The sequence below is a fragment of the Pseudomonas sp. P9_2 genome, from assembly GCF_034008255.1.
GTDB lineage: Bacteria > Pseudomonadota > Gammaproteobacteria > Pseudomonadales > Pseudomonadaceae > Aquipseudomonas > Aquipseudomonas synxantha_A.
In genome coordinates this window covers 5,683,114-5,704,721 of the sequence record NZ_CP125376.1, presented here as the reverse complement: position 1 = coordinate 5,704,721, position 21,608 = coordinate 5,683,114, and the positions used below count along the sequence as shown (strand labels likewise).

Below are 21,608 nucleotides of genomic sequence, written 5' to 3'. Positions count from 1 at the left end.
GGGGCTGCTCCCTGAGTGGTGACGCAGCTCGTTTGCATCGTGCGTGCCAACGCAGAGGCGGGTAGATATCAGCTAGCGCAAGCAAGCCCCTTCAAGTTACCCCAGCCCAATCCGGTGCAGAAGCAGTGCAGCGGTGAGCCAAACTGGCTCAGTCGAACAGCGTCTGCGTGGTCTCACCCCGATGAAACGCAAAGGCCGCCTCAAGATCACCTTCAATCGTGCGCCCGCGAGACAGGGGCGGCAGATCATCCAGTGTAAAAAACCCGACTTCGGTGGTTTCAAAACCTGCCATGGGCGCGAGTTGGTCCACCCGGTCACACAGGAAGTACAACTTGTAGAAATCCCTCACATCCGGCCGGTACAAGCCCTTGGCTTTGTGCGTCACGCTGTATAACGCCCTTGCGGTGACCGTCAGCCCGGCTTCTTCGCGGATTTCCTTGATAATGTTCTCGGCCGCCGACAAACCGATGTCGGCATAACCACCCGGTAATGCCCAGCAGCCATCCGTCGATTCCCGTACCAGCAAAATCCGCTCACCTTCGATCACTGCACCGCGCACATCGACCATCGGCGTCGAATATCTCTGGGCAAAATCCGAGACCAGGCCGTTGATACGCTCCAGCGGCACGCTGCCCAACTGCGCCAGCATGGTGTGGGCGATCAGGGCAATTTCTTCCAGACGTTCGCGCTCGAAATCATCGGTGCAGAAATGCAGCCCCGTGGAAGCCAGTGCCTGCAAGCGCTTGGCGTGGGCCAGCCAGGTGTTTTCCATCACGTTCTCCTGTAGGCATTTCCAAAAAAAACCACCCGTAGGTGGTTTTCGACACGCTACCGCTTACTCGCCGCGATAGATGCAGCCGCTGGTGCAAGTTTCATGGATGCGGATTGCACTGAGCTCCGGCAGCAGAGGTTTCAATTCATTCCAGATCCACTTGGCCAGCACTTCGCTGGTGGGGTTTTCCAGGCCGGGGATGTCATTGAGGTAGTTGTGGTCGAGGCGCTCATAGAGCGGCTTGAAAATCGCCTTGATCTCCGAGAAATCGCGAATCCAGCCGGTATGGGGATCCAGGTCGCCGCTCAGGTGGATGGCCACCTTGAACGAATGCCCATGCAGGCGCCCGCATTTATGGCCTTCCGGTACGTGGGGCAGGCGGTGGGCGGATTCGAATGTAAATTCCTTGAAGATTTCCACAGTGTTTTCAGCTCGGTCAGGTGTCTGGCAGGCGGCGAGTTTAACAGTTTGATCAACCCTTGCGCATACCGCCCCTCGCCAGGGTCAAAGGGCTTGCAAGTGTTCGCCCAATTTGCCGTTATCTGCCAATGCCAGGAACTCGTCCCCCAGCCGCCGGCTCTCGCTCATCGCGGTTTGCCAATATTTGTTGCGGCTCGGGTCGTCGCCCATAAAGCGCTTGAAGTCACTACGGTCTGGCAGTTTGCCGTGGGGCAGGCGGGCCAGGTAGTCCCTGGATGGCGCCAGCAACAATACATCCTGCAAGCCTTGCGGGTTGCTGCGTCGCCACGGCAGGCCCTTGTCGAACCAGCCGGGGATGACTCGATCGGTGAAGTGCGGGTACAGCACGATGTCATCGCCGAGATAGGGCAGGTCGAGGTGGTAGTCCAGCAGGCCGCCGTCGCGGTAGGTGCCGGCCCCGGCGCCGGGCAGGTCGCGCACGCCTTGCATGACCATGGGGATTGAGCCGGATGCCAGTAGCGCCTGGCGCAGGTTGCCCAGTTCCAGGTCGATGAAGCGCGAGGCAAAGTCCTTGAGCGGATGTACCGGCGGCGCCTGGCGCGGGTCGTGGATGATCAGCCGCTCGAAATGCCGCGACAGCCGGGCGCGGCCCCGCAGGTTATCGGCAATCACCGACGACAAGCCCAGCCCCAGCCGCCCACGGTGGTCATCGGCAAGCAGCCCGTGGCTCTTGACCACCATGATGTTCAGCCGGTAGTCGGGGTTGTCCAGTACCTGCGCATCACGGCCGGCCAGCAGGTCATCGAGCATCCGTTGGCAGCTCTGACTGACTTCGGCCATGGTCACGCCCTTGGCAAAGCGCTGCTCGTTATACAAGCGGCCCAGGTCCAGCAAGCCCTGCACCGGGTCGGGCAGGCAGGCGCTGGCAAACCGCCACGAACCAATGGAGGCGCCGATCAGCGCGCGTTCCCTTGGTGCGCGCGGCAACCAGTCACCGAACAGCGCCAAGTCCAGCCCTTGGATACCCAGGGCCTTGGGGCCACCGGCCGCACCGGGGAGGATACCCACGTCGGCAGGCGCAAGTCCCTGTTCGCGAATGCGGCTGAACGCACGTTTGCCTGCCTTGAGGGTCAAGGCAGGGAACTTGATGTGGATGGCAGTCATACCGGTCTCTGGTGAGGCGAGCGGGGCATTATAGAAAATCTCGCTGGCAGTGGGGAAAAGGGTCCGCTCGGAAATTGCCATGGTGGCAATTCAGTTTCAGTTAAGTTGCGACAGGTACCGTGACCGGCGTAGGAAAACATCATGTAACGGAGACTTATCATGAAGCGCCTCACTGTTCTGGGCGCCGCCGCTATCATCATCGTTACGGCGACCCAAGCCGCCGCCGCGGACCCTGACAAGCCACTGATCGTGCCCGCCACTGTTACTATTGTCGCTTTCGATCAATTGGAAGCCACGGCCCTGGCCCTTCACCCCGGTTCGACGCTACTGGACACCGACCTGGATGAGGAATACGGCAAGTACGTCTACGAAGTCGAGCTGCAAGATGCCGACGGCATTGAATGGGACGTTGAATTGAACGCGCTCACCGGGCAGGTTCTCAAGAATCATCAGGATACGTAATGAAGGTAAATTTACGCGTCGGCAGTCGAGTGGCGCTGGTGCTCATGATTTTTTGCTCCAGCCTGGCGGCCCGCGACCTCAACCAGGATGAAGCCCTGGCCCTGCGCCAGCAGGGCGTGATTCTGCCGCTGGAACAGCTGCTGCACCAAGCCATGGCGCGTTATCCCGGCTCGCGGCTGCTGGAGGCCGAGCTGGAAAAGAAACACGGGCAATACGCCTATGAAGTGGAATTGGTGACCACCGAAGGCGTGGTACGCGAGATCAAGCTGGACGCGACCAATGGTGTGCTGATCAAAGATGAGGAAGACTGATGCGCCTGCTTCTGGTGGAAGACAACGTACCCCTGGCCGACGAACTGCTGGCCGGCCTGCAGCGCCAGGGCTATGCGGTCGACTGGCTGGCCGATGGCCGCGACGCCGTGTATCAAGGGCGCAGCGAGCCGTATGACCTGATCATCCTTGACCTTGGCCTGCCTGGCTTGCCCGGGCTTGAGGTGCTGGCGCAATGGCGCGCCGCCGCGCTGGCCATCCCGGTGCTGATCCTCACCGCCCGCGATTCCTGGGCCGAGCGTATCGAAGGGCTCAAGGCCGGAGCCGATGATTACCTGAGCAAACCCTTTCACCCCGAAGAACTGTACCTGCGCATCCAGGCGCTGTTACGCCGCTCCCACGGCCAAGCCAACCAGCCAACGCTGCAAGCTGCCGGCCTGCATCTGGATGAAGGTCGCCAGTGTGTACTGCGCGATGGCGCCGAGATCCAACTGACGGCCGCTGAATTTCGCTTGCTGCGCTATTTCATGCTGCACCCCGAACAGATTCTGTCCAAAAGCCATCTGGCCGAGCATTTATATGACGGCGAGACCGAGCGTGACTCCAATGTACTGGAGGTCCATGTCAACCATCTGCGCCGCAAACTGGGGCGCAGCGTCATCGAAACCCGGCGCGGCCAGGGCTACCGATTTGGCGCCACCCCGGCATGAAGTCGATCCAGCGGCGCCTGAGCCTGGGGTTGATCAGCGTGATGGTGATCGTCGGCGTGGTACTGGCGCAGACCAGCCTCTTGCTGTTCGAAGCAGGCTTGCAGCGCTACCTGGAGGCGGGCTTGCGCAACGACAGCGAGAACCTGCTGGTGGCGCTGGTGCGCGGGCCCAACGGCGTCCAGTTGGATGAACAGCGCCTGTCGCCGGCTTATCAGCGGCCGTTCTCCGGGCATTATTTTCGTATCGACTTTGCCGATGTCCATTGGCGCTCTCGTTCACTGTGGGATCAGGAGCTGCCCAGGCTCCCGGAGGCGGGGCTCAAGGGCAACCTGCAATTGGGCCCGGAAGGTCAGCAGTTGTTGGTGTTGCGCTCGGACTACAAGCGCTTTGGCAAGTTGATTTCCATCAGCGTGGCGCAGGACTACACACCCGTGCGGGAAAGCTTTCGCCTGATGCGTCAGGTGGGCCTGGTGGTGGGGGTGGTGGCGCTGCTGCTGGTGCTGGTGCTGCAACGGGTCACCGTGCGTCGCGCCTTGCGCCCGCTGGAGACGGCGCGCAACCAGATCGCTCAACTGCAGCAAGGCCAGCGCTCCCAACTCGACACTCAGGTGCCGCAGGAACTGGAACCGCTGGTGGCGCAAATCAACCATTTGCTGGCCCACACTGAAGACAGCCTCAAGCGCTCACGCAATGCCCTCGGCAACCTGGGCCATGCGCTGAAAACCCCTATGGCGGTGCTGTTGAGCGCAGCCTCCAGTGATGCGCTCAAGGATCATCCGCAGTTGAGCCAGTTGTTGCGCGAGCAACTGGAACAGGTGCAGCAGCGCCTCAATCGCGAGCTTAACCGTGCCCGCCTGGCGGGCGATGCGCTGCCGGGTGCGCTGTTTGACTGTGAAAAGGAACTGCCCGGTTTGTTGGCCACCCTGCGCATGATCCATGGTGAGCACCTGGACCTCGCCTATCAGGTCGCGCCGGGTCTGCATTTGCCCTGGGACCGTGAAGACCTGTTGGAACTGCTGGGCAACCTGTTGGACAACGCCTGCAAGTGGGCGGATGCCGAGGTGCGCTTGAGCGTCAGCGAGACGCCCCGGGGCTACCTGTTGGCGGTGGAGGACGACGGTCCGGGCATTCCTCAGGCCCAGCGCGACCAGGTATTCAGTCGCGGCGCACGCCTGGATGAGCAGAGGGTCGGCCATGGCCTGGGATTGGGGATCGTGCGGGACATCGTTGAGGTGTGGGGCGGGGTGTTGCAGTTGCAGGAAAGTGAGCTGGGTGGGCTCAAGGTATTGATCGAGCTACCACGCCGCTAGCACTGACCCACCCCAGTTCAAAAATGTGGGAGTTGGCTTGCCTGCGATAGCACCGACTCGGTTTGCCTGAAATACCGAGGTGTTGCATCGCGGGCAAGCCCGGCTCCCACAGAAAAGCCTGGCTGCATTCAGACCCGAAACTGATCCATCAAACCCTGCTGCTGGTTGGCCAGGCTGTTCAACGCCTGGCTGACCCGCGCCGATTCATTGGCCTGTTCCGACAGCGACTCGGTCACATCGCGAATGGTCGCCACGTTGTTGTTGATCTCTTCGGCCACCGCGCTTTGCTCTTCGGCGGCGCTGGCGATCTGCAGGTTCATGTCGCTGATCACCGTGACCGCGTTGCCAATCTGGCGCAAGGCTGTGACGGCCTGGCCGACTTGTTCGACGCTGCCTTGGGCCTGGCGATAGCTGTTGCCCATGGAGCTGACCACGTCGGTAGTACCGTTTTGCAATTGTTCGATCACCACGCGGGTTTCTTCCACCGACTCCTGGGTGCGTCGTGCCAGGTTGCGCACTTCGTCGGCGACCACCGCAAAACCTCGCCCGGCCTCGCCGGCACGGGCGGCTTCGATGGCGGCGTTAAGCGCCAACAGGTTGGTCTGCTCGGCGATGCCACGAATCACTTCGAGCACCGAGCCGATCTTCTCGCTGTTAGCGGCCAAGCCTTCCACCTGGGTCATGGCGGTGCTCATATCGGCGGCCAGGTCACCAATGTTGGCGGTGGTGCGGTCTATGACGGTCAAGCCTTCGCGCGTCGCCTGGTCGGCATCCTTCGCAGCTTGGGCCGCCTGAGCGGCACTGCGGGCGACGTCCTGGGCGGTGGCGCTCATTTCATGGGACGCGGTGGCCACCTGATCCACCTGGCGATACTGCTGTTCCATGCCGGCACTGGTCTGCGTAGCAATCTCGGCAGACTGGTCGGCGGTGCCGCGGGCGTCCTGCACCGAGCGTTTGACTTCGGCAATGATCGGTTGCAGCTTGTCGAGGAAACGGTTGAACCAGCCAGCCAATTGGCCCAGTTCGTCCTGTTTGCTGTAAGCCAGGCGCCGGGTCAGGTCGCCTTCGCCGCTGGCGATGTCTTCGAGCATATGCGCCACGCCAAGGATCGGCCGAGTCACACTGCGCGCCATCAGCCACACCAGCACCAAGCCAACCACAGCGGCCAGCAGGCCCAGGCCCAGTTCCAACAGGGTGCCCTTGGCATTGTCAGCATCCAGCTGGGTTTTCAGCGCCTCGGCGGGGGCTACCAGAACTTTTCCCGGTACATCCAGCAATACGCCCCACGACTTGCCCCCTGGGATCGGCGCAAACGGCGCCAGCACCTTGAGTTGCTGTTCGGTGCGCAGGCTATGGGTCTGGGTGCTGTTGGCCAAGGCTCTGACCAACTGCGCGCCGCTGGCGGTGTCGACCTGCTCCAGACGCTGGCTGAGTTTGCTCGCGTCCGGGCTGTAGCCAGCCAGCAAACCGGTGGGGCTGAGGATGCTGACTTGGGTCTGGCCGTCGTACAGCTTCTGGCTGGCCTGTTGGCTCACGGCCTGCAAGCTGTTGAGGTTGATGTCCACCGACAGTGAGGCAATGACTTTGCCATTGACCATCAGCGGGAACACGATGCTGGTCATCAGCACGTTCTGACCGTCGATCACATAGAAATAGGGTTCGATCACACACGGCTTGAGGGTCGTGCGCGGGCAGGTGAACCAGGCGTTGGCTTTTTCACCGCTGGGGCTAATGGAGGTGTCGGTCATGTCGCTTTCAGGCAGCGCCATCGAAGTGATTTTGCCGGGTGTGGGTTGCGACCAGTAAAGGGCGAACCGGCCCTTGTCATTACTGCCCAGTTCCGCCTGGTTGGCAAATAGCTCGTCTTTGCCATCCAGCGCATTGGCTTCGAATACCAGGGACAAACCCAGCAGGTCGGGGTTGGCCTGTAAGGCGGCCTTGACCTGGCGGGTCAGGTCTTCACGGGTGTCGAAGGCATCGAGAAAGCGTTTCTCCGCCTGTTCGCGCAAAAACAGTACCTGGCGGGAAAACCCATGGCCGTACTGGTAGGCATCCATGAACTGCTGACGAATGCCCAATGCCTGCACTTCACCTTGGGCCTCAATGCGCGCCTGGGCGGCTTCGTCGAGCATCTTCATGCTGGACGCCTTGACCTGCTCCGAGCTCTGCGCCATGCGATACAGCGACAGACCCACCAGCAGGGTCACGATCCCCAGCAGGCACAGGCCCGCCAGCAGGGTGATTTTCCATTGAATGGAGAGCTGCCTGAGCGACATCGGGACATCCTTACCTGAAAGCACATGGAAACAGCTTATCGGCCGGCGCCCGTGGTTCTTTATTCAAACGGCCCATTTAAACCTCAAAGCGGCGTCGTTTTTTGACATGAGCGCCTGCCTGCTGCAAAGTGCGCGCCCTCTAATAAGACCTCTTTCAAGCCTGCACGCCGGCAGCTGTTCCCATGGGCCGTGCGCGGGTATGCCTGTCTTTTATGTTTTTGCTTGAGGTAACCATGATTAACGCAGTCATCGCCGCGGTCGGCACCATGCTGGTGCTCAGCCTGTCCCGCGTGCATGTGGTCATCGCCATCATCGTTGGTGCCCTGGTGGGCGGCTTGACCGGTGGCCTGGGGATCGACGCCACGCTCAAAGCCTTCAACGGCGGTCTGGGCGGTGGTGCAACCGTCGCCTTGTCTTACGCACTGCTGGGCGCTTTCGCGGTGGCCATTGCCAAGTCCGGCCTGGCCCATGCGCTGGCAGACAAAGCCTTGCTGCTGGTGGACCGCCAGGAAGCCAGCGGCGGCAGCCACGTCAAATGGCTGTTGATCGGCCTGTTGTGGGTGGTGGCGATTGCCTCGCAGAACATCCTGCCGATCCATATTGCGTTCATTCCGTTGCTGGTACCGCCGCTGTTGTACGTGCTGACCAAGCTGCAACTGGACCGCCGCCTGATCGCGTGTGTGATGACCTTCGGCCTGATCACGCCATACATGTTCCTGCCGGTGGGCTTCGGCAACATCTTCCTCAACCAGATCCTGTTGGCCAACGTGGCCAAGAGCGGCGTGGATATCAGCCAGGTCAACGTCACCCATGCCATGGGCCTGCCGGCACTGGGCATGGTGGTCGGCCTGCTGGTGGCGGTGTTTGTCAGCTACCGCAAAAAACGCGTGTACGACTTGGAAAAAATCGAGCGCGTCGAGCAAGTGGCGGTACAGTACAACCCGCTGACCCTGCTGGTGGCCGGCCTGGCGATTGCCGCGGCGTTCATCATTCAGCTGTGGCTGGACTCGATGATCATCGGCGCCCTGGCCGGGTTTTTGATCTTCTCGGTGTCGGGCATCGTGCGCTGGAGCGACACCGATGACCTGTTCACCGAAGGCATGAAGATGATGGCGATGATCGGCTTCATCATGATCGCCTCGTCGGGCTTTGCCGAAGTGCTCAAGGCCACCGGTGACGTACGCTCACTGGTGGAAGCCTCGGCGGCGTTTATCGGCCATAGCCGTGGGGTAGGGGCGTTGCTGATGTTGTTGGTAGGGCTGTTGGTCACCATGGGCATCGGCTCGTCGTTTTCCACGGTGCCGATCCTTGCCGCGATTTTCGTGCCGCTGTGCGTGCAACTGGGCTTCAGCCCGTTGGCCATCGTGTGCATCGTCGGCACCGCCGGTGCATTGGGCGATGCCGGCTCGCCCGCATCGGACTCCACCCTCGGCCCCACTTCCGGCCTGAATATCGACGGCCAGCACCACCATATCTGGGACACCGTGGTGCCGACCTTCCTGCACTACAACATCCCGTTGCTGGCATTTGGCTGGCTGGCTGCAATGACGCTCTGACGCAAGCACTGCACACCTCCACTGTGGCGAGGGAGCAAGCTCCCTCGCCACACAAGCTCGCTCCTACAGAAATCACTTACTTGGCCGTTAACCTCTCAAGTCGCCACTAACAAGAGAGAAAAGCCATGCGTCTGAGTTTGAAGGCCAAAGTCCTGGCCCTTGCCGTTGTGCCGGTGTTGCTGTTTGCCGTGGTCATCAGCCTCACCACCGTGTGGATTCTGCAGGGCCAGGCCCGCAACGAAGTGGATGAAACCCGCCAGCGCCTGCTCGACGACGCCAAGGCCACTTTGCAAGGCTATGTCGAAGTGGCCATGACCACCATCAAGCCGCTCTACGACGCAGCTGCTCCCGGCGATAGCACGGCGCGGGCGCAGGTGGTCAAGTTGCTGTCCAACACCCGCTACGGCAAAGACGGTTATTTCTTCGGCTACGACTCCGAAACCATCCGCCTGTTCAAGGGCAACAGCCCGGACGGCGTAGGCAAAAGCTTCAAGGACAACCGTGACCCCAACGGTGTCTACGTCAATCGCGACCTGGTCAAGGTCGGCAAGGACGGCACCCACTACTTGCAATACAGTTCGACCCAACCTGGCCAGACCGAACTGGTGCCCAAGCTCGGCTACACCGAATACCTGCCCAAATGGGACATGGTTATCGGCACCTCTGTGAACCTGGACGGCATCGAGGCCCAGGTGGCGGTGGTCCAGGACAAGGTCGAACAGCGTATGCAAGGCGTGCTGCTGAGCATCCTTGGCGTGGCTGTGGTGGTGTTGCTGGTGATTGCGGCGGTGGGCATGTTAGTCGCCAATACCATCCTGCGCCCGCTGAACCTGATGAAAGCCAACCTCGACGACATCGCTGCCGGTGAAGGCGACCTGACCCGCCGCCTGGCCATCACCAGCCAGGATGAACTGGGCGACCTGGCCGGTGCGTTCAACCGGTTTGTCGATAAAATCCACGGCCTGGTGCGCCAGATCACCGAAATGACCGCCCAGCTTACTGGGCTGGTGAGCCAGGTGTCCGACCAGGCCCAGCGCTCCGAACAGGCCATGGAACGCCAGCGCCACGAGACCGACCAGGTGGCCACCGCGATCAACCAGATGTCGTCCGCGGCCCATGAAGTGGCGCGCAGTGCCCAGGGCGCTGCGGTCGCCGCGCAACAGACCGACGCCGAGGGCCAGGCCGCCAAACGCGTGGTGGACGGCAGCATCGCGCAGATTCACGCGCTGGTGAACGATATCCGCAGCAGCGGTGTGTCCCTGGACAGCCTGCAGCAGGATGTGTCGTCGATTGTCAGTGTGCTTGGCGTAATCCGCTCGATTGCCGAACAAACCAACCTGCTGGCGCTCAATGCGGCCATCGAGGCTGCGCGGGCCGGGGAGGCCGGTCGCGGGTTTGCCGTGGTCGCCGACGAAGTGCGCGCCCTGGCAAGCCGTACGCAAACCAGCACCCAGGAAATCCAGGGCATGATCGATCGCCTGCAAAAGGGCACCGAAGCCGCCGTGGACGCCATGCGCCGCTCCAGCGATGCGGGCGAAGGCACCTCGGCCCAGGCCAACGAAGCCGGGGCGTCCCTCGATACCATGGCCCAGTTGATCGGCACCATCAACTCGATGAATGCGCAGATCGCCAGCGCCGCCGAAGAGCAGACTGCTGTGGCCGAAGAGATCAACCGCAGCGTGCATCAGATTGCCGTGGCGGTGGACAGCGTAGCGGATGAAACCCAGCTCGGCGCCCAGACCTCGCGCAGCCTGGCGGACCTTGGCCAACGGTTGGGGCAGTTGGTCGGTCAATTCAGGATCTGAGGTTCTACAAATCGCGCATCAGTAGGCCAAAACGCAGGTCCATCTCGGTCGGCAAGGGCACATACACCGTGTGCCCGTCCCCCGGCGCCACCTCAATGGCTTGCCCCTTGGCGTTGTGCAAGGTGGCCAAGTCAAAGTGAAAGTTGCCGGCGGGCGTCATCAATTCCAGGTGATCGCCCACGGCAAAGCGATTCTTTACCTTGACCTCGGCCAACTCCCCGCGACGTTCGCCGGTCAATTCCCCAACAAACTGCTGGCGCTCGGACACCGAGCTGCCGTTCTGGTAGTTCTGGTATTCGTCGTGCACATGTCGACGCAGGAAACCTTCGGTGTAGCCGCGCTGGGCCAGGGACTCCAGATTGGTCATCAAGCCGCGATCAAACGCGCGCCCGGCCACTGCGTCGTCGATCGCCTGGCGATACACCTGGGTGGTGCGTGCGCAATAGAAATGGGATTTGGTGCGGCCCTCGATCTTCAATGAGTGCACGCCCATCTGCGCCAGGCGCTCCACGTGTTGCACGGCGCGCAAGTCTTTGGCGTTCATGATGTACGTGCCATGTTCGTCTTCAAAGGCCGGCATTTGCTCATCGGGACGGTTGGCTTCCTGTAACAGGAATACCTGGTCGGTGGGTGTACCGACCCCCAGCGTCGGCTGATGGTGCTGGACGATGTCGCCGGTCGCGTTCTCCACTGCCGGCGTGGCCTGGTATTTCCAGCGGCAGGCATTGGTGCAGGTGCCCTGGTTGGCGTCGCGCTTGTTCATGTAGCCCGACAGCAGGCAGCGCCCGGAATAGGCCATGCACAGGGCGCCATGTACGAACACCTCCAGTTCCATGGTGGGTACATGCTGGCGGATCTCGCCGATTTCTTCCAGGGACAGTTCCCGCGACAGGATCACCCGGCCAATGCCTTGTTGCTGCCAGAATTGCACGCTGGCCCAGTTCACCGTGTTGGCCTGTACCGACAGATGAATCGGCATCTGCGCGAAATGCTGGCGCACCAGCATGATCAGCCCAGGGTCGGACATGATCAGCGCATCCGGGCCCATGGCGATCACCGGCGCCAGGTCCTTGAGGAAGGTCTTGAGCTTGGCGTTGTGCGGCGCGATGTTCACCACTACATAGAAACGCTTGCCCTGCGCATGGGCTTCCTGGATGCCGAGGGCGAGGTTGGCGTGGTCGAATTCGTTGTTGCGCACGCGCAGGCTGTAGCGCGGCTGGCCGGCGTAAACCGCATCGGCACCGTAGGCGAAGGCGTAGCGCATGTTTTTCAGGGTGCCGGCGGGAGCGAGCAGTTCGGGGGCGATCATCGGGGGCATGGGCGTGGGTCGCAAAAAGGCGCGAGGGTAGTGCACGGGCGGTCATGGTTTATTGACCCAGGTCTAAACAAGCCGATCTATGCTTGTTCGATAAACAAGGGCACTCCCAGGTTTCGCCGCGGACTAAGCAACAGGGCTGACACCGGCCCGGCTTTTCTCATATGGACCGGACATGAATCAAACCAACCTGCAATTCAAAACCCTGCTGCTATTGCTGGCGCTGGTGACCATCGCCTTTATCTGGATATTGCTGCCGTTCTATGGTGCGGTGTTCTGGGCAGTGATCCTCGGCATCATCTTCGCGCCGATGCAGCGCCGCCTGCAGCAACGCTTCAGTTGGAACCGCAACCTGACCTCCCTGACCACCTTGATGGTGTGCCTGGTGATCGCGATTCTGCCCGTGATCATTACCAGTGCGTTGCTGGTTCAAGAGGGGGCCACGCTGTATAAAAACGTCGAAAGCGGCAAGCTCGACGTGGCCGGTTATATCGAGCAGTTCAAGAACTTCCTGCCGCCGTACTTCCAGCAACTGCTCGATCGCTTTGGCATGGGCAACCTGGAAGGGCTACGTGAAAAGGTAGTCAAGGGCGCGATGCAGGGCAGTCAGTTCTTCGCTTCCCAGGCGTTCAGCTTCGGCCAGGGCACCTTTGATTTCCTGGTGAGCTTTTTCATCATGCTGTACCTGCTGTTTTTCCTGCTGCGCGATGGCCCCGAGCTGGTGCGCAAGGTGCGCACGGCGGTGCCATTGGCCGAGCCGCAAAAGCGCCGCCTGCAACTCAAGTTCAACCGGGTGGTGCGGGCCACGGTCAAGGGCAACGTACTGGTGGCCGTGACCCAGGGTGCGCTGGGTGGTTTGATCTTCTGGTTCCTGGATATCCCCAGTGCGTTGCTCTGGGCGGTACTGATGGCGTTCCTGTCCTTGCTGCCGGCGGTGGGCGCAGGGATTGTCTGGGCGCCAGTGGCCGTTTATTTCCTGTTGAGCGGCGCCATCTGGCAGGGCGTGGTGCTGGGGCTTTTTGGCGTCTTCGTGATTGGCCTGGTGGACAACGTGCTGCGCCCGGTCCTGGTGGGCAAAGACACCAAGATGCCGGACTACCTGATCCTGATCTCGACCCTGGGCGGCTTGTCGGTGTTTGGCCTCAACGGCTTCGTGATCGGGCCGCTGGTGGCGGCCTTGTTCATGTCGTGCTGGGCGTTGTTCGCCGAAACCAAGCCGCGGGTCAAGTTGCCCTTGCCTTAGGTCTCAGGCCTGGAGCCTGAAGTCGGCTGCCAGCCGGCGTTGTGTTTCGGCGTCAGACAACGAAGTGAGCGGGCCGCTGATAGGCTCGCCATCACGTACCACGTACCAGCAGGCAAGCAAGCCGAGCTTGCGCAGAGGGGTGGGAACGGCGCTACCGATGACAGACATGATTTGAACAGTGGGCATAAGGACCTCCAATCGCTATGGAGGTCACCTTAAGGGGTGTCGCTATCCAGGAAAAATCACCTGGCTCGATAGTCGACATCAACGCCAGGCGTTAATCCACCACCTGGTCGAGCATGTTCACCACTTCGTGCTCACTGAGCAGCCCCTTGCGCACCAGGTTTTCAGCCAACAGCGCCAGGAACTTCGCGCTGCGATGGCCTTCAAGGTGCTTGAGCTCGGTCAAGGCGCTGTAGACCTTGCTGGACGTGCAGAGGCCGGCGGTGCGGTGCGGATTCTGGGTGGGCATGTTCGTTCGTCCTTAATTGTTATTGGTGGACCGGGTCGATAGTGAGACTGTTTTATGACGCAACCATGACAGCGCACGCCTGGGCCGATCAAGAGGATATGCGACTCTTGTACTGTGGGATTGTCGTCATAGCGACATTGGCAGGATAAAACCGGACGTTCCAGGCAAAAAAAGGCCCCGTATGTGGGCGGGGCCTGTTCCACTCAACTCAATTGAAAATTACCAACCGTGGCGGTAGTAGCCCTGGGGAGGGCCGTAGTAGCCGCGAGGCGGGCCATAATAGCCGCGGGGAGGCCCGTAGTAGACCGGCGCCGGGCGGTAGTAAACCTGCTGCTGCACGTACACCGGTGGTGGCGGCGCGTAATAGACCGGGGGTGGGGCGGCATACACCGGCTGCGGTTGCACATACACCGGCTGTTGCACATAGACCTCACGAGGTTGGCTGGCAACCACGGAGCCGACGACAGCTGCGCCCACAAGTGCACCCAACACTGCCGGACCACCCCAACCACCACCGTGGGCGGAGGCTTGGCCGGCCATCGCAAGTGCGCCGATAAGCAAGGCGATTCTGGGGATTTTACGCATCATGGTCATTCCTCGGTTAGCCCCTGCGCTTGTGGTCTGCAATCAATAGACCCAAGGATTGTCGCGGGGATACTTTTAAGACAACGTATTTCAAAAAAACAGCACGGCCATTAGGTAAAGGTTGTGTAAGGTCTGTACCGATTTGCTTACTTCAAGGAGTTACCCATGCAGATGCACCCCAACAAGGACACCCAACTGTGCATGTCGCTGTCGGCGCGGCCCGGGAACTTTGGCCTGCGTTTTCATAACCATTTGTATGAGCAGCTTGGGCTGAATTTCTACTATAAAGCCTTCAGCAGCCAGGATTTACCCGGCGCGATCGGTGGCATCCGAGCCTTGGGCGTGCGGGGTTGTGGGGTTTCCATGCCGTTCAAGGAGGCGGCCATCGCGTTGGTGGACGAACTCGACGATTCGGTTCAAGCCATTGACTCGCTGAACACCATCGTCAACACCAACGGTCATCTCAAGGCTTACAACACCGATTACATTGCTGTCGAGCAACTGCTGAAGAAGCACGCCGTGCCAAAAGATTCCACCTTCGCCCTGCGTGGCAGCGGCGGCATGGCCAAGGCGGTGGCCAGCGCCTTGCGTGATGGCGGTTATGCCAACGGTGTGATCGTAGCGCGCAATGAGGTGGCGGGCCGGGCATTGGCCAGCAACCTGGGGTATGAGTGGCAGGCGGACCTGGGCGACCTGCGCCCACAAATGCTGATCAATGTGACGCCCATTGGTATGACAGGCGGGGCCGAGGCGGATGCATTGGCGTTCGATGCCGACGCGATTGATCAGGCAGAAACTGTTTTTGATGTGGTGGCAATTCCGGCTGAAACACCATTGATCGTGCGTGGCCGTGCCAAGGGCAAGCGGGTGATTACCGGGCTGGAGGTCATCGCGATCCAGGCACTGGAGCAGTTTGTGCTTTATACAGGCGTGCGCCCAACGCAGGAGCAGTTCGAGGCGGCAGTAGCCTTCGCCCGAAGCTAATGGTGGGAGGGGGCAAGCCCTAATGCCTGTAGGAGCGAGCAAGCCAGCTCCTACAGATTATTATCTGTGTCAGGTCTGCTCCAACTGCGCCAGCCGTTCTTCCAGTGCGGCAATCCGCGCCTCCAGCTCTTCGATCCGTTCCACCGAAACAGCCCCCGCGCTACGCTCTACTGGATTGCCTCGTGCGGTCATGATCGCTTCAATATCCGCCGGATCCCCCAGCGCGTGGGTATACCGATCTTCCCGCTGGCCCGCCTGGCGCGGCACCAATACCGCCAACCCCCGGGCAATCAGGCGTTCCAACTGGTGAACGACCTGCTCGGCATCTTCAAAGTCATGCATACGCCCGCTACGGGTCAGCAACTCGTTGACCGTCTGCGGCCCCCGCAGAAACAGCAACCCGGTCAAGATCACTTGGGCCGGCACCAGTTCCAACGCCTTGTCCACACGGTGTTCCCAGCGGTCGGCACGGCTACCCATCACCAGGCGGGTAAAGCCTTGGCCCTCCAGCGCGCGCAGGCTTTGGCCGACCTGGCCCTGGCTGAGGTTCATCACTGGCTCACGGCTGGTTTTCTGATTGCAGGCCAGCACCAGGGCGTTGAGTGTCAGGGGATAGGTTTCCGGGTGGGTCGCCTGTTTTTCGATCAGGCAGCCGAGGATGCGGATTTCCGTGCTGTTCAGGCGCGGCTCAGGGGTGTCGGTGTCATGTTCGGCGGTCATCGCGCGTTCCCTATGCAGTGAAGGTCACCAGCGTAATCCTCAAAAAATAAAAGACAAGCGCCGGGCATGGCTATAATCGCCGCTGGTTCCAACCCTGCCATTATCGTGAGACTGACATGACTATTTCCCTGTACGCCGCTTCTATCCCAGTCTTCAAGCAAATGCTCAACGCATTGAGCGATGTGCTGAACAAAGCCGAAGCCCACGCTACTGCAAAGAACATCGAGCCCAATGCCCTGCTGCAAGCGCGCCTGTTTCCGGATATGTTCCCACTGGTGCGCCAGGTACAGATCGCCGTCGACTTCGCCAAAGGCGTGTCGGCACGCCTGGCCGAGATCGAAGTGCCCAAGTACGAAGACACTGAAGTCACCTTCGCCGACCTGCAAGCGTTGATCGCCAAGGTCCTGGCGTTTGTCGACACCATCAAGCCCGAGCAGATTGACGGCAAGGAAGGTATCGAGATCGTCACCCGCCCAGGCACCCCGAAAGAGAAGCGCTTCAGCGGCCAGTCCTACCTGTTGACCTACGGCCTGCCGCAGTTCTTCTTCCACGTCACCACCGCTTACGCCCTGCTGCGTCATAACGGTGTTGAAGTGGGCAAGCGCGATTACATGGGCGCGTTCTAAGCTCTAAACACAGCCCGGGGTTGTTCTTGAATGAACAGCCCCGGTTTTTTTTATGTGTGGGTTTTTACATCAGTCTGATGTTTCGTTACATATTTCTGTGCAACGCGTTTTCGAATATTCCCCACTTAGGAGCGCCTAAACAACCTTCAATTGAAGTGCCTAGAGATTACAAACGATATGAATATTTCTTCCACCGCGGTAATTAAACCTCTCGGAAACGCTCATTTCGACTCGGCACTGGAGGCGTCCAACAGTCAAACCCTGTCTTCTTCAAAGTCCAATGCTGTGACCCGAACCAAGCGTGAGGTGCCGGGCGATGGCGCATTCTCTCAAACTTCTCAGCGTGAACAAGCCAACAGTGACCTGGCAGCCAGTTATGCCGACGTTTTGATGGAGCGTACCCGTGATGAGGACGCTGTTATCGCGAACATTCCACACGCTTCATCTTTCGGCCAGTGGCGTACACAGTTGCGTAATGCACTTAAGGACAAGGGGTTTTTAGATTGGCTTAAGTCGGATGGCTTGGATCCATCTTCCCTCAAGATTACTGAGGACGGGTTCCTGAGTGTCAGGAACAAACAGGGGGTGCTTACGCTGTTTACTTTGCAAGATAACTCCCCTTGGGCGACTTTCGCTGGGCCGATTCTGGCGGCGGTAAAAGCCTATGCCCCCGATGGGATCACCTGGTCGGCGCTGTATGAGGAGAGTGCGCCGCTCAAGTGGATCGCCCAGTTCTATGGCGAAACGATCCATAACGAATCATTCAAAGATCGACAACGCGCCCAAGCGTTGCAAGAAAACAAAGCATTCTCAACGGCGGGAGCTGGTAAGGAGCGCAGTGAAGAAGCGCTGGTGGAGCAAAAACGACAATTGGCTAATAAACGCGACCTGCAAACCTTCAGGGATGCCCTGCTCGTGGCGCATGTGGAGGCGGACGATTATCTGAATAAGCAAGAAGCATTGCAGGCCTTCAATAGCTTACCCCATGACGCTGCAGCTTATGACCGTAGTGCCGAGCTGAAAATTTTTCTGCAAACGCGACACATCACACTTGATCCTGACTCTGGCTTCCATCTGGATAATCAACCAATGGCAGGTAAGCAAGTGAACCTCTTGCAGTTCATGACTGGCACTGGTTTGGATCACCCGCTTGATCAAGCGCAGGTCAAGAACATGATCATGGAGTTGCTCCGTCCAACCGAGTACCGGCAACTGCATGGCGATCTCGGGGGCGGGTTATCGTGGCCAACTGCGCTTGATTCACAGCAACAGCAGGCCATCTATGATGCCGTCAGTTATAACTCGATGAAGTTGCCTGAGTTCGACAAGTTGAAGCTGAGCCAAAGCGCCTTTGGGTATCTGACGCAAACCATCGAGTGGTCCGAAGCAGAGCTCAAAGATCCCCGGCAAGCGATCCTCAGGCTTTTGAAAGGCCCCACTGCGCAGGCTATAGGCGAAGCCTTGCGCAGCAAGTTCGAGGGCGCGGGCAGTACCGAAGATTGGGCGCTTGCGGCGCTTCAGATAGGCCTCAATCAGGACGCACTGTGGAAGCCAGAAGAAAAGAACAAGGTGGCCGGGTTTGATTTGTCGGCGCGCGAAAATTGGGGTAAGCCGTTGTCTTTTGTCCTTGAGGGGCTAACCGAGCATTTGCGCAAGTCATATGGCAACAACGCTGCGGTGGCAGCCTACCTGCTGTTGTCGCATCACGCTCCGGAGTTATTGGTCAAAAACATCCCTGACAGTGTGACTTACGGCTCTGCGGCCTGGGTCAGCTTGAAAGCCATCGTTGCCAAATCCGAGATGCGCAATCCGGGGGCGGCGGCGACTAAAACTTATGAGCAACTGCTCAAAGACGACCTGGCCCCGATTACCGATGCCGAAAAAAAAGTGGAAGCGCTGGCTGGGAAGGAGGGCCTGATTCACTGGGCTGTGGCGGATGAAGCCGTTGAAAAACGGGCAGATAACAATTACACGGAAGAAGAAGTTGAACGTGCTACGACCCTCGCCAGTGAGCGTTTCGACACCTTGATGCAAGCTTCAGAAGCTCAACGCACCGAGTTGGCCACCCGTAAAGCACTGGCGCTCGATGCGCTGAAGGAGAAGTGTCCCGTAAAAGAATACGGGGTGATAGATTTTGAGAAGCAAGCAATCTATCCAAAAGTACGGGATCGTGGTTTACAAGGCCCTTACTCGATACTGGATATCTTTTTGCAGCCGCAGCAGCATGTGGAGTGGTATTCCAATGATCCTGCCGTTCCTATCGAAAAGATATTCCATGAGCTCAAGTTTATGCCGTCGCCCAATGAGCTGTTTGAAAAGCACGTTGTTGATTATTACGACGGGCTTAAAGGCGCTATGAAGGTTACCGTACAACACCAAATGTCACTGCTGCCTGCGGAGGATAAGGAGGCGTTGCAGTATGGTGAGCTGAAAATTTATGGGGCAGGGAAGATCACTCGGACCATTACCGATACAGGCACTGGTATTCAGCGCCGTATCAAAAAAGTTGAGGACGTCAAAAGCAGCTCCGTATTTTTCGAAACCCTGCATAAAGGCAGTAAGCGAATTTATGAATTCAATCCATCGGCAGGGGGGCTGCGGCATCGAGCTGATTTGACCGATGGCCTGAAGGTTGGTCTACAGGGCGATTGGGCTGACATTGCTACGGGTGAGGAAGGGGTGAGAGCTATTTCAAGCACCACACTTAGAGAAATGAAAGCCGACAACTCGACAGACACTAAGGAACGAGAACCCAAGCCTCAAACCTCAACACCCACACACACGTTTACCTCGGCGAGAACACAGCACATAGCCGATGCAGTTACGAGCCATTTTTTCAGTACTAAAGAGCGTGAACAGTTGGCTAGCGGAGCCAGAGGCGTGACCACATTCGATACTGAAGTGACGGAGTTCGAAAAAATACAAGCTGTTACCCGTGCGCTGATACCAGGTGCAGCGGCGCTTCATAGTTTTCAGCAGGGCAGAGTGGGTGAAGGGCTTGCGTTTCTTGCATTCGATATATTCGGCTTCGTTGTCGCCGGTGCCGGGGCGCTCGGTAAAGTTTCCAAGATAGTGAAGGTGGGCGAGAAGCTAGGAAAAGGAGGCGTTGGAGGCAGGTTGGGTCGGGCATTTATCAGTGCGGCCAACCCGTTTGCAGGGGGGGCTGCCATTGGAACCAGAGGCCTCACAGCTTTCTCCTCGTTCGCGGGCAAAGGGAGTCTTATCTGGAAAGTGTATGCGGCTACTGCCAGTGTGGATAGGGTGTATCAGAACAAGCCCAAAGACGTGATAGCAGGCATTTATCAGGGCGTTGATACATCAAAGATCTTGGCTCAGTTAGATGAAATCACCGGTAAGTGGTACCGAGTCGATCCGAAAACTAACAAGCGATATGGGACACCTCTTCAGGGATTCACTCCGGAAAACTCCCCGTCTTAAGCTCAATACTTTCAACCCTCGTTAGAAAAGGCTCGAGTCGGCTCAGCAATGAGCCGCTCGGGCTTTTCTTTTTTCATTCAAGCGGTTTGTTCTTCCTTGCCCAGGCACGCCGCCGCAGTAAACAGCACATCGGTAGACGAATTGAGCGCGGTTTCGGCTGAATCCTGCAGGACGCCAATGATGAAACCGACGGCCACTACCTGCATGGCGATTTCACTTGGAATGCCGAACAGGCTGCACGCCAATGGGATGAGCAGCAGCGAGCCGCCTGCCACTCCCGATGCACCACAGGCACAAATCGCGGCGACCACACTCAACAGAACGGCGGTCGGCAGGTCCACGGCAATCCCGAGGGTGTGCACAGCCGCCAGGGTCAGCACGGTGATGGTGATTGCCGCACCGGCCATATTAATGGTGGCACCGAGCGGGATCGACACCGAGTAGGTGTCTTCATGCAGGCCCAGGCGCTTGCTCAACGCCAGGTTGACCGGAATGTTGGCCGCCGAGCTGCGGGTGAAAAAAGCAGTGATGCCGCTTTCACGCAGGCACATCAGCACCAGCGGGTAAGGGTTGCGGCGCAGTTTCCAGAACACGATGGCAGGGTTGATCACCAGCGCCACGAACACCATGCAGCCGATCAGTACCACCAGCAGGTGCGCATAGCCGAGCAGGGCGCCGAAACCGGAGGTGGCCAGGGTTGAGGCCACCAGGCCGAAGATGCCCAGCGGGGCGAAGCGGATGACCACGCGTACGATCAGGGTCACGCCGTTGGACAGGTCGTCCAGCACCGTGCGGGTGGTTTCACCGGCATGGCGAATGGCAACGCCCATGCCGATGGCCCAGGCCAGGATACCGATGAAGTTGGCATTCATCAGTGCGCTGACCGGGTTATCCACCACGCTGAGCAACAGGCTTTGCAGCACCTCGCCAATGCCGCCGGGAGCGCTCACCGTGGCGTCATGGGTGGCCAGTACCAGAGAGGAGGGGAACAACGTGCTGGCGACCACTGCGACCACGGCGGCGGAAAAGGTGCCGAGCAGGTACAGGAACAGGATCGGGCGGATATGGGTTTCCTGGCCATGCTTATGGTTGGCAATCGAGGCCATGACCAGCACAAACACCAGGATCGGTGCGACGGCCTTCAGCGCCGTGACAAACACCTTGCCGATAAAGCCCGTGGCGCGCGCGGCCTCGGGGAACAGCAGGGCCAACACGATCCCGGCAATCAGGCCGATGACAATTTGGGTGACCAGGCTGACGCGCATTAAACGTTGTAATAGGGAAGGGGCAGCAGTCATAAAGAGTTGTCTCTAGTTTTTTTAGTAGGGCACAGCATTGCAGGCAGAAGTACTGTAGGAAGCAGGCGCGAAGTCTAGCATGCTGTAGGACGCGTCTCGTTCGCTGCGGCATTCCGTCACCTGTATACGTGGGATTAGGTCAAATCCGGACATGTTCTGTTAAGATTCACCCCTCTCATCTTT

The 21,608-nt window shown here is 59.3% G+C and carries 19 protein-coding genes and 3 pseudogenes; 11 read left to right on the top strand and 11 right to left on the bottom strand.

Going from position 1 to position 21,608, the window contains the following annotated elements:
- Positions 1–148: 148 nt before the first annotated feature.
- The 3 genes from QMK52_RS24925 to QMK52_RS24915 all read right to left on the bottom strand — a co-directional run bounded on the left by QMK52_RS24925 (position 149) and on the right by QMK52_RS24915 (position 2,356).
- Positions 149–772 carry an NUDIX hydrolase gene (locus QMK52_RS24925; protein WP_005786854.1) on the bottom strand — a complete coding sequence of 208 codons (624 nt, stop codon included), beginning with the start codon at positions 770–772 and terminating at the stop codon, positions 149–151.
- Positions 773–835: 63 nt separating this feature from the next.
- Positions 836–1,192: a 6-carboxytetrahydropterin synthase QueD gene (queD, locus tag QMK52_RS24920; protein ID WP_003190259.1), complete on the bottom strand. Its 357-nt coding sequence runs from the start codon at positions 1,190–1,192 to the stop codon at positions 836–838.
- An 84-nt stretch (positions 1,193–1,276) separates the two neighbouring features.
- A complete protein-coding gene (locus QMK52_RS24915) occupies positions 1,277–2,356 on the bottom strand; it encodes a patatin-like phospholipase family protein (protein WP_320403605.1) in 1,080 nt (359 codons plus the stop codon).
- A 159-nt stretch (positions 2,357–2,515) separates the two neighbouring features.
- Here QMK52_RS24915 and QMK52_RS24910 point away from each other — a divergent pair, with 159 nt between their 5' ends.
- Genes QMK52_RS24910 through QMK52_RS24895 form a run of 4 tightly spaced genes read left to right on the top strand, consistent with a single transcriptional unit; the run spans position 2,516 to position 5,107 of the window.
- Positions 2,516–2,818 (top strand): PepSY domain-containing protein, encoded by a 303-nt coding sequence (locus QMK52_RS24910; protein ID WP_005786863.1) that lies wholly within the window; start codon positions 2,516–2,518, stop codon positions 2,816–2,818.
- The gene (locus QMK52_RS24905) at positions 2,818–3,129 is read left to right on the top strand and encodes a PepSY domain-containing protein (protein ID WP_005786865.1); all 312 of its coding nucleotides are present in this window, start codon (positions 2,818–2,820) and stop codon (positions 3,127–3,129) included. The genes QMK52_RS24910 and QMK52_RS24905 overlap by 1 nt, the downstream gene beginning before the upstream one ends.
- Positions 3,129–3,797, top strand: coding sequence for a response regulator transcription factor (locus tag QMK52_RS24900; protein ID WP_005786867.1), 669 nt, complete (start codon positions 3,129–3,131; stop codon positions 3,795–3,797). Before QMK52_RS24905 ends, QMK52_RS24900 begins: the two co-directional genes overlap by 1 nt.
- Positions 3,794–5,107 carry a sensor histidine kinase gene (locus QMK52_RS24895; protein ID WP_005786869.1) on the top strand — a complete coding sequence of 438 codons (1,314 nt, stop codon included), beginning with the start codon at positions 3,794–3,796 and terminating at the stop codon, positions 5,105–5,107. Before QMK52_RS24900 ends, QMK52_RS24895 begins: the two co-directional genes overlap by 4 nt.
- 128 nt (positions 5,108–5,235) lie before the next feature.
- Here the strand turns inward: QMK52_RS24895 and QMK52_RS27480 are convergent.
- A pseudogene (locus tag QMK52_RS27480) lies at positions 5,236–5,751 on the bottom strand (methyl-accepting chemotaxis protein); the annotation flags it as partial.
- 342 nt (positions 5,752–6,093) lie between these two features.
- Positions 6,094–7,164, bottom strand: a pseudogene (locus tag QMK52_RS27475) (HAMP domain-containing protein); the annotation flags it as partial.
- A gap of 455 nt (positions 7,165–7,619) precedes the next feature.
- Here QMK52_RS27475 and QMK52_RS24885 point away from each other — a divergent pair.
- The 3 genes and pseudogenes from QMK52_RS24885 (at position 7,620) to QMK52_RS27465 (ending at position 10,744) form a co-directional block, all read left to right on the top strand.
- Entirely contained in the window at positions 7,620–8,939 is a 1,320-nt protein-coding gene (locus QMK52_RS24885) for a Na+/H+ antiporter family protein (protein WP_164366002.1), read from the top strand.
- Between the two features lie 125 nt (positions 8,940–9,064).
- A pseudogene (locus QMK52_RS27470) lies at positions 9,065–9,886 on the top strand (cache domain-containing protein); the annotation flags it as partial.
- 36 nt (positions 9,887–9,922) lie between these two features.
- Entirely contained in the window at positions 9,923–10,744 is an 822-nt protein-coding gene (locus QMK52_RS27465) for a methyl-accepting chemotaxis protein (RefSeq protein WP_413817853.1), read from the top strand.
- A gap of 4 nt (positions 10,745–10,748) precedes the next feature.
- Here the strand turns inward: QMK52_RS27465 and yegQ are convergent, their stop codons facing one another.
- Positions 10,749–12,062: a tRNA 5-hydroxyuridine modification protein YegQ gene (yegQ, locus tag QMK52_RS24875; protein ID WP_005786877.1), complete on the bottom strand. Its 1,314-nt coding sequence runs from the start codon at positions 12,060–12,062 to the stop codon at positions 10,749–10,751.
- A 172-nt stretch (positions 12,063–12,234) separates the two neighbouring features.
- Between yegQ and QMK52_RS24870 the strand changes: the two genes are divergently transcribed.
- Entirely contained in the window at positions 12,235–13,302 is a 1,068-nt protein-coding gene (locus QMK52_RS24870; RefSeq protein ID WP_005786879.1) for an AI-2E family transporter, read from the top strand.
- A gap of 3 nt (positions 13,303–13,305) precedes the next feature.
- Here the strand turns inward: QMK52_RS24870 and QMK52_RS24865 are convergent, their stop codons facing one another.
- From QMK52_RS24865 to QMK52_RS24855, 3 genes are all read right to left on the bottom strand, one after another.
- Entirely contained in the window at positions 13,306–13,488 is a 183-nt protein-coding gene (locus QMK52_RS24865; RefSeq protein ID WP_005786881.1) for a hypothetical protein, read from the bottom strand.
- 91 nt (positions 13,489–13,579) lie between these two features.
- Positions 13,580–13,774 (bottom strand): hypothetical protein, encoded by a 195-nt coding sequence (locus QMK52_RS24860; protein WP_003190284.1) that lies wholly within the window; start codon positions 13,772–13,774, stop codon positions 13,580–13,582.
- Between the two features lie 219 nt (positions 13,775–13,993).
- Entirely contained in the window at positions 13,994–14,368 is a 375-nt protein-coding gene (locus QMK52_RS24855) for a hypothetical protein (RefSeq protein ID WP_087945233.1), read from the bottom strand.
- 156 nt (positions 14,369–14,524) lie between these two features.
- Here QMK52_RS24855 and QMK52_RS24850 point away from each other — a divergent pair, with 156 nt between their 5' ends.
- Entirely contained in the window at positions 14,525–15,343 is an 819-nt protein-coding gene (locus QMK52_RS24850) for a shikimate 5-dehydrogenase (RefSeq protein WP_005786885.1), read from the top strand.
- A gap of 69 nt (positions 15,344–15,412) precedes the next feature.
- On the opposite strand, the gene QMK52_RS24845 is transcribed toward QMK52_RS24850, so the two are convergent.
- Complete coding sequence (locus QMK52_RS24845) at positions 15,413–16,063, bottom strand: YceH family protein (protein ID WP_005786887.1); 651 nt, start codon at positions 16,061–16,063, stop codon at positions 15,413–15,415.
- A gap of 116 nt (positions 16,064–16,179) precedes the next feature.
- Between QMK52_RS24845 and QMK52_RS24840 the strand changes: the two genes are divergently transcribed.
- Positions 16,180–16,689: a DUF1993 family protein gene (locus tag QMK52_RS24840; RefSeq protein ID WP_005786889.1), complete on the top strand. Its 510-nt coding sequence runs from the start codon at positions 16,180–16,182 to the stop codon at positions 16,687–16,689.
- Positions 16,690–16,866: 177 nt separating this feature from the next.
- Complete coding sequence (locus QMK52_RS24835; protein WP_320403604.1) at positions 16,867–20,127, top strand: hypothetical protein; 3,261 nt, start codon at positions 16,867–16,869, stop codon at positions 20,125–20,127.
- Between the two features lie 77 nt (positions 20,128–20,204).
- On the opposite strand, the gene sstT is transcribed toward QMK52_RS24835, so the two are convergent.
- Positions 20,205–21,425: a serine/threonine transporter SstT gene (gene sstT, locus QMK52_RS24830; RefSeq protein ID WP_005786893.1), complete on the bottom strand. Its 1,221-nt coding sequence runs from the start codon at positions 21,423–21,425 to the stop codon at positions 20,205–20,207.
- Positions 21,426–21,608: the final 183 nt, after the last annotated feature.